At 75.6% G+C, this 17,488-nt stretch carries 15 protein-coding genes and 1 tRNA gene; 8 read left to right on the top strand and 8 right to left on the bottom strand.

The window, feature by feature from the left end:
- Positions 1–250 precede the first annotated feature (250 nt).
- The 6 genes from AB0L25_RS33185 to AB0L25_RS33160 all read left to right on the top strand — a co-directional run bounded on the left by AB0L25_RS33185 (position 251) and on the right by AB0L25_RS33160 (position 7,189).
- Positions 251–2,353 carry a DUF6077 domain-containing protein gene (locus AB0L25_RS33185; RefSeq protein ID WP_500176705.1) on the top strand — a complete coding sequence of 701 codons (2,103 nt, stop codon included), beginning with the start codon at positions 251–253 and terminating at the stop codon, positions 2,351–2,353.
- An 85-nt stretch (positions 2,354–2,438) separates the two neighbouring features.
- A complete protein-coding gene (locus AB0L25_RS33180) occupies positions 2,439–3,071 on the top strand; it encodes a hypothetical protein (protein ID WP_500176704.1) in 633 nt (210 codons plus the stop codon).
- Positions 3,072–3,076: 5 nt separating this feature from the next.
- The gene (locus tag AB0L25_RS33175; protein WP_500176703.1) at positions 3,077–3,721 is read left to right on the top strand and encodes a hypothetical protein; all 645 of its coding nucleotides are present in this window, start codon (positions 3,077–3,079) and stop codon (positions 3,719–3,721) included.
- A 140-nt stretch (positions 3,722–3,861) separates the two neighbouring features.
- Entirely contained in the window at positions 3,862–5,271 is a 1,410-nt protein-coding gene (locus tag AB0L25_RS33170; RefSeq protein ID WP_500176702.1) for an aldehyde dehydrogenase family protein, read from the top strand.
- 251 nt (positions 5,272–5,522) lie between these two features.
- Positions 5,523–6,272, top strand: a complete 750-nt coding sequence (locus AB0L25_RS33165) for a hypothetical protein (protein ID WP_500176701.1) — start codon at positions 5,523–5,525, stop codon at positions 6,270–6,272.
- 56 nt (positions 6,273–6,328) lie between these two features.
- Positions 6,329–7,189 (top strand): helix-turn-helix domain-containing protein, encoded by an 861-nt coding sequence (locus tag AB0L25_RS33160; RefSeq protein WP_500176700.1) that lies wholly within the window; start codon positions 6,329–6,331, stop codon positions 7,187–7,189.
- Between the two features lie 95 nt (positions 7,190–7,284).
- Here the strand turns inward: AB0L25_RS33160 and AB0L25_RS33155 are convergent, their stop codons facing one another.
- On the bottom strand, positions 7,285–8,154 hold the full coding sequence (locus AB0L25_RS33155; RefSeq protein WP_500176699.1) for an LLM class flavin-dependent oxidoreductase: 870 nt from the start codon (positions 8,152–8,154) through the stop codon (positions 7,285–7,287).
- A 98-nt stretch (positions 8,155–8,252) separates the two neighbouring features.
- Entirely contained in the window at positions 8,253–9,383 is a 1,131-nt protein-coding gene (locus AB0L25_RS33150) for a helix-turn-helix domain-containing protein (RefSeq protein ID WP_500176698.1), read from the bottom strand.
- Between the two features lie 127 nt (positions 9,384–9,510).
- Here AB0L25_RS33150 and AB0L25_RS33145 point away from each other — a divergent pair, with 127 nt between their 5' ends.
- The gene (locus AB0L25_RS33145; protein WP_034521876.1) at positions 9,511–10,305 is read left to right on the top strand and encodes a class II aldolase/adducin family protein; all 795 of its coding nucleotides are present in this window, start codon (positions 9,511–9,513) and stop codon (positions 10,303–10,305) included.
- 43 nt (positions 10,306–10,348) lie between these two features.
- Here AB0L25_RS33145 and AB0L25_RS33140 read toward each other — a convergent pair whose 3' ends face one another.
- Positions 10,349–11,761 (bottom strand): ATP-binding protein, encoded by a 1,413-nt coding sequence (locus tag AB0L25_RS33140; protein WP_500176697.1) that lies wholly within the window; start codon positions 11,759–11,761, stop codon positions 10,349–10,351.
- Positions 11,758–13,404 (bottom strand): NAD(P)/FAD-dependent oxidoreductase, encoded by a 1,647-nt coding sequence (locus AB0L25_RS33135; RefSeq protein WP_500176696.1) that lies wholly within the window; start codon positions 13,402–13,404, stop codon positions 11,758–11,760. Before AB0L25_RS33135 ends, AB0L25_RS33140 begins: the two co-directional genes overlap by 4 nt.
- A 107-nt stretch (positions 13,405–13,511) precedes the next feature.
- Here AB0L25_RS33135 and AB0L25_RS33130 point away from each other — a divergent pair, with 107 nt between their 5' ends.
- Entirely contained in the window at positions 13,512–14,561 is a 1,050-nt protein-coding gene (locus AB0L25_RS33130) for a Gfo/Idh/MocA family oxidoreductase (RefSeq protein ID WP_500176695.1), read from the top strand.
- A 28-nt stretch (positions 14,562–14,589) separates the two neighbouring features.
- Here the strand turns inward: AB0L25_RS33130 and AB0L25_RS33125 are convergent, their stop codons facing one another.
- The 4 genes from AB0L25_RS33125 to AB0L25_RS33110 all read right to left on the bottom strand — a co-directional run bounded on the left by AB0L25_RS33125 (position 14,590) and on the right by AB0L25_RS33110 (position 17,447).
- A complete protein-coding gene (locus tag AB0L25_RS33125) occupies positions 14,590–15,627 on the bottom strand; it encodes a VldE C-terminal domain-containing protein (RefSeq protein ID WP_500176694.1) in 1,038 nt (345 codons plus the stop codon).
- Positions 15,628–15,789: 162 nt separating this feature from the next.
- Positions 15,790–16,230 carry an HNH endonuclease gene (locus AB0L25_RS33120; RefSeq protein WP_500176693.1) on the bottom strand — a complete coding sequence of 147 codons (441 nt, stop codon included), beginning with the start codon at positions 16,228–16,230 and terminating at the stop codon, positions 15,790–15,792.
- A gap of 24 nt (positions 16,231–16,254) precedes the next feature.
- A tRNA-Asn gene (locus AB0L25_RS33115) sits at positions 16,255–16,326 on the bottom strand.
- Between the two features lie 95 nt (positions 16,327–16,421).
- On the bottom strand, positions 16,422–17,447 hold the full coding sequence (locus tag AB0L25_RS33110) for a GNAT family N-acetyltransferase (protein WP_500176692.1): 1,026 nt from the start codon (positions 17,445–17,447) through the stop codon (positions 16,422–16,424).
- Positions 17,448–17,488: the final 41 nt, after the last annotated feature.

Genomic DNA, 17,488 nt, shown 5'->3' with positions numbered 1-17,488 from the left:
GCGCCCCGCCGCCGGTTCAGGTCGGCTCACGTGAAACGCGAACGGGCCGTCGGGCAAGTACTACCGGGAGACGTACGCGTGTCCGCCCGATGGCATGGAGCGGACGATCGCGGGAACGGGACCGAGCCGGAATCCGCCAAGATCGTCGGCGCGGACAACTTCGAGGCCCGTCGCCGCGTCTCTGTGACATCGCGGAAGCGGCCCGGTGCCGGCCCGGCACCGGAGGTACGCACGGATCAGGGGACAACGGATGACCGAGGTGAGGGACCGCGTGGCCGGACCGAGGAACGGGGACGGCGGCGCGGCCGGGGGACGCAGGCCGGGCGCGTGGACACGCGTCACGCGTGCCGTGGACGGACTCGTCGACGCGGCGGTGCTCGCGTTCGCGGCGTGGACGGTGATCTACCACGTCTGCCTGCTGCTCCAGCCCCCGACCTGGGTGATGCTGGCGTGCTGGGCGGCGGTGTCGGCGGCCGGGATCGCCGTGTGGTTCCGCCGCCCGGCGGGACGCCCGCTGTGGGACGACCGCGTCGCCGCGGCGGCCGCGAACCGGGTCCTCGCGGGCGTGGCCGTCGCGTCGGCGGTGGTGGCGGGGACGAGCGCGGGCCTGCACGGGGAGGGCGTCCCGTGGTGGTGCACGTGGGCGGCGGGCGCGGTCAGCGTCGCGGCGACCGCGGCGGCCCTGCTGCGCCGCCCCGCCGAGCGCGCCGAGGGCGCGGACGGGGACGGCGGCGGCGCCGGGCAGCCCCGGGGAGACGGGGAACGCGGGGACCGCGACGAGACGGAGGCCGCCCGCTGGGGCACGCCGCTCGCGCTGCTCACCGGGGCCGGGCTCGCGGTCGCGTCGCTGTTCGTCCTGAACTCCGACGGCGACGACGCCTACTTCGTGTCCCGGTCGGTGGCGACGGCCGAGACGGGCCGCATCCCCATGAACGACGTCATCTTCACCCGGGGGACCACCGGCGCGATCGCCGGGGAGCCCCCGGTGTCGTCGGTCGAGGTCTTCGCGGGGGCGCTCGCGCGGATCGTGGGCGTGCCCGGCGCGTCGTTCGTCTGGTACGTGCTGCTGCCCGCGGTCACGTTCCTGGCGATCTGGGCGCTGTGGCGGCTGGTGCGGGCGTGGGCGCCGCGCCGCGCCGCGCTCTGCCTCGCGGTCGGCGTCGTCTACCTGCTGTGGACGGGCCTGAGCCCGGCGTCGCTCGGGTCGTTCCACCTGCTGCGGATGTGGCAGGGCAAGGCGGTGCTGGTGTCGCTGCTCGTCCCGCTGCTGTTCGCCTACCTGACGCACTGGGCGGAGCGGCGCACGCGGCGCGACCTCGTCCTGCTGGGCGCCGCCGGGGTCGCGGCGGTGGGGCTGACCTCGACGGCCGCGTTCGTGGTGTCGCTGGTCGTGCTGGCGGCGGTCGCGCCGCTCGTCGTCGCGGGGCGGGTCCGGACCGGACTCGCGGCGTGCGCGGCGATGGCGTACCCGGTCGCGGCCGGCCTCGCGGTCATCCTGCTGTACGACAGCGTGTCGGTGCACGGAACCGTCCACGACGCGCCCGCCAGTTACCGGGCGGTCCTGCTGTACGCCACCCTGGGGGTGCTGGCCGGGTGCGCGCTGTGGCTCGCGCCGTGGACGGTCCGGCCCGGCGTGCCCGCGCTGATCTGCGGGGGCGCCGCGGCGCTGCTGACGCTGCTGATCCTGCCGGGGGTGCTGGCGCTCGCCGCCGACGTCACCGGCGCCGGGCAGGTGCTGTGGCGGACGATGTGGCTGGTGCCCGCGCCCGCGCTGATCGGCCTGCTCGCCGCGGTGCGCCTCCCGGACGCGGTGCGCCCGCGGATCTCCGCCCGGGGCGCGCGGGTCGCCGCGGCCGGTGCGCCCGCGGCCGTCCTGGCCGCGGCGATCGTCGTCGGCGGGACCCCGGTCTGGGCGGAGTCGAACGGATCGGTGGTCGCGGAACGGCCGTCCTGGAAGGCGGACCCGGCCCGGGTCGGGACGGCGCGCGCGATCGTCGCGGAGGCCGGGCCGGGCGGGATCGTGCTGATGCCGGGCCGGTACATGCGGCTCGTCCCGCTGCTGACCACCGAGACGCACGCGGTGAACCCCAACTCGCACTACCTGTCGCTGCTGCCCGCGCCGGAACGGGCGGTCGAGGACCGGGAGCTGCTGTCGGCGGCCGTCCGGTCGGCGCGGAGCGAGAAGCCCGCTCCCGCGGAGGTCGAGGGGGCGCTGCGGCGCCTGGACGTCCGGGTGGCGTGCGCGTACCCGTGGGACGAGCGCGGCCTGGACCTGCTGCGGACCGCCGGGTACGGCGGCGACCGGAGGATCGGCTCGCTCGCGTGCGTCTTCCCAGGTGGCGGGCGGAGGTAAGGGCCGACAACCCGGTTCGCCCGTTTGACGGCTCTTTACCCGGGCATCGGCGTGTCGTTCGATCCGACGCACGTTGGAGGATGACATGTCGACCGTGGTGATGGTCGTCATCGCCGTGATCATCGTCGCCGCCGTGGTCGCCGCGGTCGCGTTCCTGGGCCGGTCCCGGGCGCGCACCCGGCGGCTGCGGCGGCGCTTCGGCCCCGAGTACGACCGGGCGGTGGAGCGCCACGGCGGCCGGGCGGCCGCCGAGGAGGACCTGATCGGCCGCGAGCGCAGGCACCGCGAGCTGAAGCTGCGCGACCTCGCGCCGGCGCGCCGCGAGGAGTTCCGCGCGCGGTGGGTCGGCGTCCAGGAGCGGTTCGTGGACGCGCCCGCGCAGGCCGTCGAGGAGGCCGACGACCTCGTCCGGGTGGTGATGGGCGAGCGCGGCTACCCGACGCGCGGGTTCGAGGACCAGGTCGCCCACCTGTCGGTGGAGCACGCCCGGACGCTGGACCACTACCGCAGCGCGCACGTCATCGGCGGGAAGGCCGCGGCGGGCGAGGCGTCCACCGAGGAACTGCGGCAGGCCATGGTGCACTACCGCGCCCTGTTCGAGGATCTGCTGAAGGCGCCCGGCGAGGACCGCCGCGCCGCCCCCGCCGCGCCGGCCGCGCCCGCCGGGGAGGCGGCCGCGGAACCGGCCGCCGGTCCCGCCCGAGACGTGAGGAGGTGACCCCGATGGTGCACAGGCGATCCGACGCTCCGGCCCCGGGCGGGCCGGTCACCGAGGACGAGCGCGCCCGCGCCGCCGGCACGGCCGACCCGGGCGTGGCGGGCGACACGCACGTCGCGGGCCCGCGTCCCGCGCCGGCCCGGCCGGCCGGGGCCGCACGGCCCGCGCCGTCCCGGCGGCCGGACCACTCCCCCGGGACGACGGGGGACGGCGCGCCCGGCGCCGGTCCCGACACCAGGCCCGATTTCAAGCCCGGGATCACCCCGGACGCGGCGCCCGGCGCATCCCGCGGCGGGACGCCCGAGCCGGCGGCCCCTGCGGCTCGCGCCCTCGACAAGCCCCGGGCCGCGGGTCCGGGCGCCGTCCCCGAGCGGCTGCTGGATCCGGCCGAGGCCGACCGGCTCCGGGCCCGCTTCCGGGAGCTGCAGGCCGCGTTCGTCGACGACCCGCGCCAGGCCGTCCGGGACGCGGACGGCCTGGTGACCGAGGCCGCGCAGGCCCTCGCCCGCGCGCTGGCGGGCCGCCGCGAGGCCCTCGCCGACGGGCTCGGCACGGGCGGGGACGCGGACGCCGGCGGGCCCGACACCGAGCGGCTGCGGCTGGCGCTGCGCGCCTACCGCGACCTCTTCGACCGCGTCGCCGGGCTCTGACCGTCCCCGCACCGGCGGGCGTCCCGTGGTTCCACGGGGCGCCCGCCGGTTTTCGGTGCGCGGGGCGCCTCGTCAAAGCACCTCCCCACGGGGAATACTGAATCCCGTTCGGTTAGGCCCCCGGGAGTGGAGGATCAACGGTGTCCGACGAGTTCTCGATGACCATCGACGGCCGGGCGGTGGACGCGCCCGCCACCTTCGGCGTGATCGACCCGGCGACCGGAGAGGTGGCGGAGCAGGCCCCCGACGCGTCCCGGGAGCAACTGGACGCGGCGATGGAGTCGGCGCGGGCCGCGTACGCGACGTGGCGCCGGGACGAGTCCGTCCGGCGGGAGGCGCTGCTGGCGGCGGCGGACCTGATGTTCGCCAAGTCCGAGGAGATCGGCCGCGTCATCACGCTGGAGCAGGGCAAGCCGCTCGCCGACGCGACGATGGAGGTCGTCGCGGCGGGCGTCTGGCTCAAGTACTTCGCGGGCCTGGAGCTGCCCGTCGAGGTGATCCAGGACGACGACAACGCGCGCGTCGAGGTGCTGCGGCGGCCGATGGGCGTGGTCGCGGCGATCACCCCGTGGAACTTCCCGCTGCTGCTGGCGACCTGGAAGATCGCGCCCGCGCTCCTCGCGGGCAACACGATGGTCCTCAAGCCGTCGCCGTTCACCCCGCTGTCGAGCCTGAAGCTCGGCGCGGCGCTGCGCGACGTCCTGCCGCCCGGCGTGCTCAACGTGGTGACCGGCGGCGACGAGCTGGGCGCCTGGATGACCTCGCACGACGTCCCCCGCAAGATCAGCTTCACCGGCAGCGTCGCCACCGGCAAGCGGGTCGCCGCGGCGGCCGCGCCCGACCTCAAGCGGGTCACGCTGGAGCTGGGCGGCAACGACCCGGCGATCCTGCTGGACGACGCCGACCCGGCCGCGGTCGCCGACAAGCTGTTCGGCGGCGCCTTCCAGAACAACGGCCAGGTCTGCTCGGCGATCAAGCGGGTGTACGCGCCGGACGCGCTGTACGACGACGTCGTGGACGCCCTCGCCGAGCGCGCGAAGGCCGCCAAGGTCGGGCCCGGCACGCAGGAGGGCGTCCAGTACGGGCCCATCAACAACAAGCCGCAGTTCGAGCGGGTCGGGGAGCTGGTCGCCGACGCCATCGCCGGGGGCGCCCGCGCCGCGGCGGGCGGCGCGCCGATCGACGGGCCGGGCTACTTCTTCCAGCCGACGATCCTCGCCGACGTCTCCGACGGCACCAGGATCGTGGACGAGGAGCAGTTCGGCCCCGCGCTGCCGGTGATCCGCTACAGCGACCTGGACGAGGCGATCGACCGCGCCAACGGCACGCACTTCGGCCTGTCCGGCTCGGTGTGGAGCGCCGACGCCGACCGCGCCGCCGAGGTCGCGGGACGGCTGGAGTGCGGCACCGCCTGGGTCAACACCCACCTCGCGCTCGCGCCCAACCAGCCGTTCGGCGGGTTCAAGTGGAGCGGCCTCGGCGTCGAGAACGGGACGTGGGGCCTGCAGGCGTTCACCGAGCTCCAGGTGGTGCACCGCTCGAAGTCCTGACCCGGCCGCCCCCGCCGCCCGCGCCCGCGCCGCGGGCGGCGGCCACGGGCGAGCGGGGCGCGGGCCCGGTCCGCGCCGACGGGCCCGTGCCCCGCCGCACTTCTCGTACGCCGCGCCGCCGCGCCGCGGCTTGTGCGGAAGGTCACGACTTCGAGTCCGGAAAGTGATATGTCCGCTACTGGCGGTCCGGTGGGCGGGCACCGACACTTGATCAACGGGGGCCGAGCAGCACCGCCGACCACGGAGGACGAATGCACACGTGGGACGTCATGCGCCAGGACGACAACGGCAACCGGGTCCACATGGCGGCGCACGACTCCCGGATCTCCGCGCTCGCCCACGTGCTGGCGATGGAGAGCGGCGTCCGGCACAAGCAGACGTACTGGGTCGACGGCCCGGCGACCCCGGTCGTCCGGACGAACCGGGACCTGTACCTGGTGTTCCTGCACCTCGGGCAGGAGGCGCGGGCGGCGTCCTGGTCGCTGTCGGCGTTCCTGCGCGCCCTGTGGAAGGTGAGCGTCCCGCTCCGCGACCGGACGGACCTCGACCCCGACGACGTCGCGGCGATGTTCTCGGCCGCCGCGACCGTCTCGCCCGCCCCGTTCGACCCCGCGTGGAGCTCCCGGGACCTCGCGCTGCCGGGTCCCGAGCCCGGCGGGTACGCCGACTGGGAACGGGTCGTCCTCTCGCAGATCGCCGACCTGGAGGACTTCGTCGCCGCCCCGCCCGGCCCGCGGGCCCGGTTCGGCGTGGACGCGCCGCGCCCGCCGGGTTCCGGCGCCCGCGCGACGCCCGCCCGCTGGTACAACTTCGACCCCGCGACCTACCTGGAGTGCGCGGTCGCCGGGAGCCTCGGCGGCTGGGACGCCGCGGACGGGGCCCGGGTGCCGCTCCCGGCCGCGCCCGGCGCGCCGCCCGTCCGCTCCTACGTCCGGGAGATCCGCGCGATGACCTGGGCCGAGCTGGCCCGGATCGCCGTGTGCGGGCAGGTGTACGAGTAGCGCCCCGAGCAGAGCCCGGCCCGGAACTGTCGGTCCCGGGTGGTAGTAGTGGGGCCATGAGCGAGAGGCCGGTCGCGTTCTCCGACCGGGGCGGCTGGTGGCTGGCCGAGGCGCGCCCGCACCCCGCCCTCCGGCCGCTCCTGCGCTCCTACGCGGGCTACTGGGAGACCGAGGCCGTCCCGTCCCGGATGCGCACCCTGCCGACCCGCACCGCCGTCGTGATCATCAACCTGGGCCCGCCGATGTTCCTGCGGACCCCCGACCCGTCCGGCGGCGATCGCGACTTCGGCTCGTTCGCGGCGGGCATGTACGACGGCCCCGGCCTGTACGAGCATCCGGGCGGGCAGCTCGGCGTCCAGCTCGACCTCACGCCGCTCGGCGCCCACACGCTGCTCGGGCTGCCGATGGCGCGGCTGACCAACTCCGCCGTCGACCTGCCCGACCTGCTCGGCCCGGACGCCGCCGCCCTCGTCGGCCGGCTCGCCGGGACGCCCGGCTGGGGCGACCGGTTCGACCTGCTCGACGCCTACCTGCTGCGCCGCCTCGAGACCGGGCCCGTCCCCGATCCGGAGGTGCGGCGCGCGTGGGACCTGCTCCTGCGCAGCGGCGGCACCGCCGGCGTCGCCGAGATCGCCGCGGACGTCGGCTGGAGCCGCAAGCACCTGACGCACCGGTTCCGCGAGCAGGCCGGGCTGCCGCCCAAGGTGATGGGCCGGGTGCTGCGGTTCGAGCGCGCCGTCGGGATGCTGGCGCGCGGCGGCGACCTGGCCGCCACCGCGTCCGCCTGCGGCTACTACGACCAGGCGCACCTCAACCGCGAGTTCCGGACGCTCGCGGGCTGCACCCCCACCGTCCTGCGCGCCGAAGGCGCCGAACCGCAACTCCTCACGACCGGCGCCGAATCTACCCCGCCCTGACGCCGTCTCCCCCGCATCGGCCTCGGCCGCCGACACCCCGGGCACGCGCCCATGTCGCCGTCGTCGAGGCGGGCCGCAGCGGTCGACGCCGCCGCTCAGCCGCCGGTGCCGTGCTCGGCGGCGATCGCCTCGAACACGTCCATGTCGGCGTCCCACTGCGTCCCGGGACGGGGCCAGTGCAGCACGATGTCGGTGACGCCGAGTTCGGCGTACCGTCCCGCCAGGTCGGCGAACGCCTGCGGCGACTCCAGCCACGGCTCGCCGCTGAAACCGGTCAGCAGGACCCGGTCGCGCACCTCCCGCCCCTCCGCTTCGCACGCGGCGCGCAGCGCGTCCAGCCGGGACCGGACGACCTCGTCCGGCGCGCGTCCCGGGGCGACGGCGGTGTTGACCCATCCGGCGCCGTGCCGCGCCGCCACGCCCATCCCGCGCGGCCCGTTCGCCGCGATCAGGAACGGGACGCGCGGCCGCTGCACGCAGCCGGGCTCCGTCACGACCTCGCGGGACGAGTAGTACTCGCCCTCGACGGTGGTCTCCGGTCCGCGCAGCAGCCGGTCCAGCAGCCCGACCCATTCGGCGAACCGCGCGGCGCGTTCGGCGGGCGTCCACTCGGGGCCGCCGAGGACGCCCCCGTCCGACGTCCGGTTCGCGCCGCCCGACCCGATCCCGACGGCGAGCCGCCCGCCGCTCACGTGGTCGATCGTCTTGATCGCGTGCGCGGTGGGCACCGGATGGCGGAAGTTCGGCGACGTCACCATCGTGCCGAGGCGCACCCGGGACGTCACGACGGCCGCGGCGGCGAGCGTCGTGTAGGCGTCGTACCAGGGCGTCGTGCCGCGCCAGGCGAGATGGTCGTACACCCACGCGTGGTGGAACCCCAGTTCCTCGGCGCGCCGCCACGTCTCCCCCGCCTCCGGCCAGGACCGCATGGGCCACACCACCGTGCCGATCCGAGGTCCGGTCACCGGCTCCCCCTCCGCTCGCTCCGGGCGCCCCGCCGCGGGACGCCGCGTCCACTAGATCACGAACCCCGCCCCGTCCGCCCGCCGGAGAATCGTCCGGGTCAGCGGGCGGCGGCCAGCCAGTGGCGCAGCGCCCACCACAGGTGCGCGGTCCGGGCGACCGCCGCGCCGTCGGAGGGGTCGAGCAGAGGGCGTCCCGTCAGCTCCTGCAGCCGCCGCACCCGGTACTTGACCGTGTTGCCGTGGACGTGCAGCGCGGCGGCCGTCGGTTCGATGCGGCCGCCGTGGTCGAGGTAGGCGAGGGCTGTCTCGGCGAGCTCCCGGTGGAACGGGTCGCCGGAGTCCAGCCCGTGCAGGAGCGCGGCCGCCAGCAGGCCGCCCAACTCGGGTTCGGCGTCGGTGACCGTGGCGAGGGCCAGGTCGGCGAGGTCGCGCAGCCCGGTCAGGCCCGCGGCGGCGCCCGCCCGCAGCGCCCGACGTCCCAGCGTGTACAGCGGCGCGACGTCGGCGGGACGGGCGGGCGGCGCGGCCACCAGCAGCGGCCCGGCGGGCGGCGGGTCCGGCAGCCGGGCGACGAGGGCGGCGAAGCGGCCGTCGACGAGCCCGCACAGGCCCGGCCCCGCCGAGGTCAGGCGCGCCTCCAGCCGCGCCGCGACCGCCGGGTCGCTGACGTCGGACACGACGCAGTGGTAGGCGGCGCGGGCGTCGAGCGGGGCGGGCACGGCGACCGGCTCGCCGTGCAGCAGCTGCCGGAGCGTCTGCAGGGTGCTCTCCCGCGCGGTGCGGGCCATCTCCAGCTCGGCCACCCGGTGCGCGTGGACCATCCGGTGGACGAGCGCGGTGGTGATCTCGTCGATCCGGCTGACCCCGTCGAGGAGCTGCGCGTCGGGGACGCCGAGGCGGCGGCCGTCGGCGATGAGCGTCCGGACGAGGTGGGCGCGGCCCGCCTGGAAGCCGTCCAGGAACGCGGCGACCGGCACCCCCTGGCGGGCGCGGTCGGAGCCGAGCCGCTCGGCCGCCGCGAGGACGTCCGGTCCGGGGCCGCCCTCCCGGAGCGCGGCGAGGACGCCCTGGACGAGCGCGGCGGTGTGCCGCCGCGTCTCCTCCTCCGGCAGCGCCGCGACGAGGTCCGAACGGGTGCGGGCGGCGCGGACCGTCGCGTCCAGCACCGCCGGGTCCGCGCTGCGCTCGACCAGCAGCCGCAAGAACCGGTCGCCCTCTCGTGGCTCCATGCCGCCATTGTGCGGCCCCGTTGTCTCCGCGGGACAACCGGGCGCGCCCGGCTTGGGCGGCGCGGGTCTAGCCGGACGGCCGCCGAGTGGTGTTCGGTGGAGGCAGCCGAAACCCGAGGAGCGACCGATGGCCGAGGACGAAGAGTTCCTGGAGAAGCTGCCCACCGACCTGATCTTCCGGCTGCCGCCGAACTTCGACAGCGTCGAGGACGAGCGCCGGCACCGCAAGGAGCGGCTGGCCGCCGCGCTGCGGATCTTCGGCAAGTTCGGCTTCGAGGAGGGCGTGGCCGGGCACATCACCGCGCGCGACCCCGAGCGCACCGACCACTTCTGGGTGAACCCGTTCGGGATGTCCTTCAAGCACATCAAGGTCAGCGACCTGATCCTGGTGAACCACGAGGGCAAGGTCGTCGAGGGCCGCTACCCGGTGAACGAGGCGGCGTTCGCGATCCACTCGCAGGTGCACCAAGCCCGGCCGGACGTGGTGGCCGCCGCGCACAGCCACTCGACGTACGGGCGGGCGATGTCGGCGCTCGGCCGGAAGCTGGAGCCGATCACCCAGGACGTGTGCGCGTTCTACCAGGACCACGGGCTGTTCGACGACTACACCGGCGTCGTCACCGACCTGGAGGAGGGCAAGCGGATCGCCGCCGCCCTCGGCGGCCACAAGGCCGTCATCCTGCGCAACCACGGCCTGCTGACGGTCGGCGACACCGTGGACGCCGCCGCCTGGTGGTTCATCACGATGGAGCGGTCCTGCCAGGTGCAGCTGCTCGCGCAGGCCGCGGGCCCGGTCGTCCCGATCGAGCACGACAACGCCGTCCTCACCCACGAGCAGATCGGCAACGACCTGGTCGGCTGGATCAACTACCAGCCGCTGTACGACCAGATCACCCGCGAGCAGCCCGACCTGTTCGACTGACGGCGCCGCCGGGGGCGGGCCGCGCGGCGCCGCCCCCGCGCACTCACTCCGCGGTCCGCGGCCCGTCCAGCGGGAGCAGGACGCCGAACCGGGTGTCGCCCGGCGCCGACTCGACGCGGATGTCGCCGCCGTGCCGGTCGGCGACGATCCGCCACGAGATGTCCAGGCCGAGGCCGGTGCCCTGCCCGACCGCCTTCGTGGTGAAGAACGGCGTGAAGATCCGGTCGAGGTCCGCCTCGGGGACCCCGACGCCCGTGTCGGCGATCTCCACGAGCGCGTTGCCGTTCTCGCGCGCCGTCCGGACGGTGAGGACGCCCGTCCCCCGCATCGCGTCGAGGGCATTGACGATGAGGTTCGTCCACACCTGGTTCAGCTCGGCGGCGTGGACCGGGACGGGCGGCAGCCCGGGGTCGTAGTCGCGCCGCACCTCCACCCCGTCGCCGATCTTGCGGCGCAGCATGGTGAGCGTGCTGTCGAGCAGTTCCCGCAGGTCGACCGGCTGGTACTCGGCCCGGTCGAGCTGGGAGTACTGCCGCGCCGAATCCAGCAGCGCGGTGATGCGGCCGACCGCCTCGGAGATCTCCGCCTGCAGCTGCGCGACCTCCAGCACCTCGGCGAGCCAGCGGGCCGCCGCCGGCAGGTGCTCCCCGGCGGCCTCCGCGACCCGCTCGGCCTCGGCGACGCCGACGCCCGCCGCGACGAGGCCGGGCGCCAGGTCCCAGGCGTCGTCGACGCCGTGGTCCTCGAGCCAGTCGCCCAGCTCGTCCTCGGCGTCGCTCACCTCCAGCGGCGTGCGCCGCGCCGCCCCCGACGGCAGGGCGGGCCCCAGCGCGACGAGGGCGCTCAGCCGGGTGCAGTCGACGCCCTGCGCGGCGAGCTCGGCCAGCCGCCGCTGCGCGCCGAGCAGCCGATCGCCCAGCTCCGCGCTGGCCCGCGCCGCCGCGGCGGCCGGGTTGTTCAGCTCGTGGGTGAGCCCGGCGGTGATCGTGCCGAGGGCGGTCAGGCGCTCGCGCTGGTCCACGGTCCGGCGCATGTTGCTCATCCCGAAGAACACGCCCGCGAGCAGGTGCGCGCCCATCGGGAACCACTCCCGGACGGCCTTCGCGAACTTGCGCGCCGGCAGGACGAACGTCCGGCACGGCCGCGTCGCCCGCAGCGTGTGCTGGTACCGCTGCTCGATCTTGTCGTCCAGGTAGGCCTGGACGGCGCCGCCGTAGGTGCCCGGCCGGTCCGTGCGGCTCACCTCGTGGACGTGCCCGCGGACCTCCTGCGTCATCAGCATCTCGCCGCCGAGCAGGACGAACAGGAACTCCGCCGGGGCGCCCTGCGCGCAGATCACCTCGCCCTCGGGGTGCTCCCGGACGCTCCCGTGGGCCGCCAGCCAGTCGAGCTTCGCGTCGTCGAGGGCCTCGAACAGGAAGAGCCCGCGCAGTTCGCCGGGCGTCACGGCGGTCACGAGCGCTCCAGGTAGCGGTGGACGAGCGCGACGGCCATCGCGCCGTCGCCGACGGCGGACGCCACGCGCTTCATCGACGCGGCGCGGACGTCCCCCGCGGCGAACACGCCGGGGACGCTGGTCTCCAGGTGGTAGGGCTGGCGGGCCAGCGGCCAGCCGGCGGGACGGGCGCCGCCGGTGACGAGGTCGGGGCCGGTCGGCACGTACCCGCGCGGGTCGCGCTCGACGAACCCGGCGAGCCAGTCGGTGCGCGGTTCGGCGCCGATGAACACGAACATCCACTGCGCGTCGAGGACGCGGGCCCCGTCCGGCCCGTCGCAGACGACGCGCTTCAGGTGGTCGTCGCCCTCCGCGGCCGCGACGGTGGTCCCGGTGTGCACCTCGATGTTGGGGATCGCGGCGATCTGCTCGATCAGGTAGTGCGACATCGAGCGCTCCAGGCCGTCCGCCCGGACGATCATGTGCACCCGGCGGGCGTACCGGGCCAGGTGGACGGCGGCCTGCCCCGCGGAGTTCGCGCCGCCGACGACGGCGACCTCCTCGTCCCGGCAGGACGGCGCCTCGCTGAGCGCCGCGCCGTAGTAGACGCCGCGCCCGGTCAAATCGGGGGCGCCGCGCGCGTCCAGCCGCCGGTAGGACACCCCGGTGGCGAGGATGACGGCGTGCGCGGCGATCTCCGAGCCGTCCGACAGCGTCGCGACGCGCGCCGTCCCGCGCGCCTCCAGCGCGGTGACCTCGCCGGCCTGCAGCAGCTCGGCGCCGAACCGGCCGGCCTGCCGCCGGGCACGGTCGGCGAGCTGCGCGCCGGTGACCCCGTCGGGGAAGCCGAGGTAGTTCTCGATGCGGGAGCTCTGCCCGGCCTGCCCGCCCAGCGCCCGCCGCTCGACCACGACCGTCCGCAGCCCCTCGGACGCGCCGTAGACGGCCGCGCCGAGCCCGGACGGGCCGCCGCCGACGACGATCAGGTCGTAGAAGCCGGTCGACGGGGTGGTCGGCAGCCCGATCGCCGCCGCGAGCTCCGCGTCGGTCGGGGCCGGCAGCGCGGCGCCGTCCGGCGTCACCACCAGCGGCAGCTCCGGCTCCCCGGCCGCCGCGATCAGCTCGGCGGCCTCCGGGTCGCCGTCCAGCAGCCAGGTGTAGGGGACCTGGTGGCGGGCCAGGAAGTCGCGGATCTCGTAGGAGCGCGACGACCAGCGGTGGCCGACCACGCGCAGCTCCGCGGGCCGCCCCCGGTCGGTGCGCCGCCACGCGTCGAGCTGCGCGTCGATCACCGGGTAGAACTTCTCCTCCGGCGGGTTCCACGGCTTCAGCAGGTAGTGGTCCAGGTCGACGACGTTGATCGCGCGGATCGCCGCGTCGGTGTCGGCGTAGGCGGTCAGCAGGACGCGGCGCGCGAACGGGTACAGGTCCATGGCGCGCTCGAGGAACTCGACGCCGCTCATCTCGGGCATCCGGTGGTCGGCGAGGAGCATCGCGGTGTCCTCGCCGCGCAGCCGCAGCTCGCCCAGCGCGTCCAGGGCCTGCGGTCCGGACTCGGCACGGACGATCCGGTACGACTCGGCGTACCGGCGGCGCAGATCGCGGGCCACGGCCCGGGAGACGCCCGGATCGTCGTCGACCGTCAGCAGGACAGGTTTGCTCACCGGGCGTCTCCTCGTCGCGTCCGATTCGTGGGCAAGATCCTATGCGCCGCAGGCCACGGCCCACCCCGCCGCCGGTCGGCGGGGGCGGCATCGGCCATGATCGGGGCATGGACCTGCGTGTTGCCTTGATCGGATACGGCACCGGGGGCGCGGTCTTCCACGCCCCGCTCATCTCGTCCGTCCCCGGGATGCACCTGGCGGCGGTCGTGACCGGGGACCCCGAGCGGCGCAAGGCCGTCGAGGAGCGGTACCCGGACGCGCGGGTCCTCGACCACGCCGACCGGCTGTGGGAGGTGTCGGGCGCCTACGACCTGGTGGTGGTCGCGGCGCCGAACCGGTACCACGTCGCCCTCGCCCGGACGGCGCTGACCTCGGGCGTCCCGGTCGTCGTGGACAAGCCCGCCGCCGCCACCGCCGCCGACGCCCGCTCCCTCGCCGCGCTCAGCGCCGTCCGGGGCCTGCCGGTCGTCCCGTTCCACAACCGCCGCTGGGACGGCGACTACCTGACCGCGCACCGCCTCGTCGGCTCCGGGGCGCTCGGCGACGTGCTGCGCTTCGAGTCCCGGTTCGAGCGGTGGCGGCCGACGATCAAGCCCGGGTGGAAGGAGAGCGCCGACCCCCGGGACGCCGGCGGCATCCTGTACGACCTGGGCTCGCACCTCATCGACCAGGCGATCGCGCTGTTCGGGCGTCCGGTCCGGGTGCACGCCGAGATCGACACCCGGCGGCGCGGCGCGACGGCGCCGGACGACGTGTTCGTCGCCCTCGAGCACCGCGGCGGCACCCGGTCGCACCTGTGGGCGAGCGCGACGGCCGCGCAGCTCGGCCCGCGCTTCCGCATCCTCGGGTCCCGCGCCGCGTACACCGTCCACGGCATGGACGTGCAGGAGGACGCGCTCCGCGCCGGGCTCGTCCCGAACGATCCGGGCTACGGCATCGCCCCGCCCGAGGCGCACGGTCTGGTCGGCGTCCCGGGCGACGAGCGGCCCGAGCCGACCGCGCCGGGCGCCTACCACGACTTCTACGCCGCCGTGGCGCGCATGCTGCGGAACGGCGCTCCCCCGCCGGTCGACCTCGCCGACGCGATCACCGGCCTGGAGGTCATCGAGGCGGCGCTGCTCTCCGCCCGCGACCGCGCGACGGTGACGCTGGACTGAGCACGTCCCCTCCCCCGAGCGCCCGGCGTCACAGCACGGAGACGTGGACGTGGTCGTAGTGGTTCTGGGTGACGCTGCCGCGGTCCTCCATCTGGCTCCACCCGCCGCCGCTGCGCGAGTCCCAGATGCGCTGCTTCCAGATGATGTACTTGATGCCGAGGCGGCTCGCGTTGTCGATGAGGTACTGGGCGACCTGGTCGCCGTGGGCGCTCGCCGACGCGCTCGGCATCTGGCCGCCGGTGCTCTCCATGAAGTCGCACGCGTGGCCGGACCCGTGGTCCTGCGGGTCGCCGGGGCGCAGGCAGCCGATCGTCGGGAACGGCCCGAACTTGCCGTCGACCTCCTCGAGGACGGTGCGCATGCGCGCGGTCATCGAGTTGCCGGTGACGGGCGACTTGGTGCCGGACGCCCCGTCCGGCCGGGCCGACCCGGAACCGGAGCCGGACGACGCCGACGTGGTGGGCTTCTCGGGCTTGTACTTCGCGAGCAGCTTCTTGACGCGCTCGCGCTGGCCCTCGAGCTTCTCGATCTCCTTCTCGACCTTCTCGAGCTTCGCCTCCGCCTTCTCGCTGGCCTGCTCGGCCTGCGCGTCCAGCGCCGCCAGAGCCTGGACGCGGCGGCCGTTGTTGCGGCTGATGTGCTCGAGGCCGCTCGCGGCGCGCAGGGCGGCCTGCGGATCGCCGTCGGTGACGATCGGGATCGACTCGTAGCGTCCGGTCATGTAGGCGGTGGAGGCGATCGTGGCGACGGACGCGCGGGCCCGGTCGTACTCGCCGGAGGCCCGGTCGGCGGCCGCGCGGGCCCGCTCGGCCGCCTTCTCGGCGTCCTCGAGGGTGACCAGCCCGCCGCGGTACTCCTTGGAGAGCTTGTCGGCGCGCTTCTTCAGCTCCGCGTACTTGGCCGCCGGATCCTGGGGCGCGCGGGGGACGGCGGCGGCGCGGGCGGACGGGACGGCCGTCACGCCCAGCGCGAGCGCGATCGCCAGCGCGCCGGTCCGCGCGCGCCGAGCCGTCGGGCGTCCGCCGGCGGGACGCTCCGTGCCGCCGGGTGGATCGAGGGCCGCCACAGATCACTCCTTGATAACAAGCCTCAAGATTGGCGGCACGCTACCACATACGACCATTTCGTCTCAGTTGATGCGAACATCACATAGCGTAACGAAAGGTGTACGGATCTTGGAGTGCGGGCCGGGGCGCGCGGCCCCGGCCCGGAGCGTCAGGCCCGGCGGTCACAGGCCCATGAGCTCCTCCCAGCGCGGCACGTGCGGGGTGCGGCGCAGCCGCAGGCCGGCCTCGGCGGGCGTCCGGTTCCCCTTGCGGTTGTTGCACTTCCCACACGCCAGGACGGTGTTCTCCCACGTGTTCCCGCCGCCGCGCGACTGCGGGTGGACGTGGTCGATGGTGTCGCCGCGGCGCCCGCAGTACGCGCAGCGGCCGCGATCGCGCAGGTGGACGCCGCGCTTGCTCCACGGCGGGCGGCGGCCGTGGCGCCAGCGCATCGCGACGTACCGGACGAGGCGCAGGACGCGCGGGACGGGGAACGCGCCGATCGTCCGGCCCTCCTCGACCTCCTCGACGACCGCCACCTCGCGCACCAGCATGCGGATGGCGTGCCGCAGGTCGACCTTCTGTAACGGCTCGTACGTCGCGTTCAGGACGAGCACGTGCATGCGTCACCTCCCCTGGCCCTGCCGCTTCCCCGCCAGGATTCGAACCTGGAGCATCCGCATTAACGGTGCGGCGTTCTGCCGTTGAACTACGAGGAAAAGGTCCGGCAATTCTCCGGACTTCCGAGCATTTCCCGGAAGCCGCTATTAGCCTGCCGATTCCCGGCGGGGCGGGCAACGCATTTTCCGGCGGTTCAGGACGGGAGGTCGGCCGCCGCGGCCTGGTACTCCATCGACTCGCGCTCCACCCGGAACCCGAGTTCCTCGTTCACCGCGATCATGTGGGCGTTGTCGCCGGCGTTGTCGGTCTCGATCTCGCGGACCTCGGGCCGCTCCGCGGCGAGCCAGCGCAGCATCTCGGCCTTCACCCAGATGCCGATCCGGCGGCCGCGGTGCTCGGGCACGACCGCGGTGTCGTACTGCGCGGCGCGGCCCGCCGACCCGGCCGGGACGACCATCTCGGTGAAGCCCGCGATCGACGCGCCGTCGGCGGTGAGGGCCGCGACGGTGTAGAGGTCGTCGCCGCGCTTGGCGACCAGCTCGGCCATCTCCCGGACGCGCGCGGCGTCCCAGGGGGCGCCCTCGTACTCGGCGAGGTCGGCCATCGCGGTCTTGGCGCGGGCGAGCGCGGCGGCCCGCCCGTCCGGGACGACGCCCCGCCAGCGGACGAGCCGGTACCCGGCGGGCCCGGCCGCGACCAGCCGGGCGACGCGCTCCGCCGGGAGCTCGTCGAGGTCGAGCACCATGCCGCGCAGCGTCAGCACGCACTCGAAGCCGTGCGACTCCAGGAACGGGACGGCCGGGGTGCCCGCGAGCACCTGCGCGATCACGCTGGTGCGGCCGTCGGCGCGCAGGCCCGCCGCGGCCGCCGTCAGCAGCCGCCTGCCGAGGCCGCGGCGGCGGTGCTCGGGCCGGACCCGGATGTCGATCTCGCCCGGCCGTCCGGTCCCGGGATCGCCGGGCAGCAGCAGGGCGGCCACGGCGGCGAGCCCGCCGTCCGGGCCGCGGCCGGCCGCGGCGGAGCCGTCCGGGGCGGGGCCGGCGGGCACCGCCCAGAGCCGCTGCCGGCCCGCGGGGCCGCCGCCCAGCAGCCGCGCGGCCGTCTGGGCGGGCTCGGGCGCGGGCTCGGCCGCCGGATCGTCGGCGTGCACGGCGGCCAGCACCCCGTGCCACTGCCTGATCTGCGCGTCCGTCGGGTCGTCGAGCGCGATGACGTCCATCCGACTGTTGTACCGGATCGGAGCCCGCCGGACCCGGGCCC

The sequence above is a fragment of the Spirillospora sp. NPDC052242 genome (genome assembly GCF_040679555.1).
GTDB lineage: Bacteria > Actinomycetota > Actinomycetes > Streptosporangiales > Streptosporangiaceae > Spirillospora.
This window is presented reverse-complemented; position numbering and strand designations above follow the sequence as displayed.

What these genes read in the sequence shown, in the direction of transcription:
- AB0L25_RS33110 (WP_500176692.1), bottom strand. Translation starts at nt 17,447, where the DNA reads ATGGACGTCATCGCGCTCGACGACCCGACGGACGCGCAGATCAGGCAG.
- AB0L25_RS33145 (WP_034521876.1), top strand. Translation starts at nt 9,511, where the DNA reads ATGGCCGAGGACGAAGAGTTCCTGGAGAAGCTGCCCACCGACCTGATC.
- AB0L25_RS33180 (WP_500176704.1), top strand. Translation starts at nt 2,439, where the DNA reads ATGTCGACCGTGGTGATGGTCGTCATCGCCGTGATCATCGTCGCCGCC.
- AB0L25_RS33150 (WP_500176698.1), bottom strand. Translation starts at nt 9,383, where the DNA reads ATGGAGCCACGAGAGGGCGACCGGTTCTTGCGGCTGCTGGTCGAGCGC.
- AB0L25_RS33185 (WP_500176705.1), top strand. Translation starts at nt 251, where the DNA reads ATGACCGAGGTGAGGGACCGCGTGGCCGGACCGAGGAACGGGGACGGC.
- AB0L25_RS33175 (WP_500176703.1), top strand. Translation starts at nt 3,077, where the DNA reads ATGGTGCACAGGCGATCCGACGCTCCGGCCCCGGGCGGGCCGGTCACC.
- AB0L25_RS33165 (WP_500176701.1), top strand. Translation starts at nt 5,523, where the DNA reads ATGCACACGTGGGACGTCATGCGCCAGGACGACAACGGCAACCGGGTC.
- AB0L25_RS33160 (WP_500176700.1), top strand. Translation starts at nt 6,329, where the DNA reads ATGAGCGAGAGGCCGGTCGCGTTCTCCGACCGGGGCGGCTGGTGGCTG.
- AB0L25_RS33130 (WP_500176695.1), top strand. Translation starts at nt 13,512, where the DNA reads ATGGACCTGCGTGTTGCCTTGATCGGATACGGCACCGGGGGCGCGGTC.
- AB0L25_RS33120 (WP_500176693.1), bottom strand. Translation starts at nt 16,230, where the DNA reads ATGCACGTGCTCGTCCTGAACGCGACGTACGAGCCGTTACAGAAGGTC.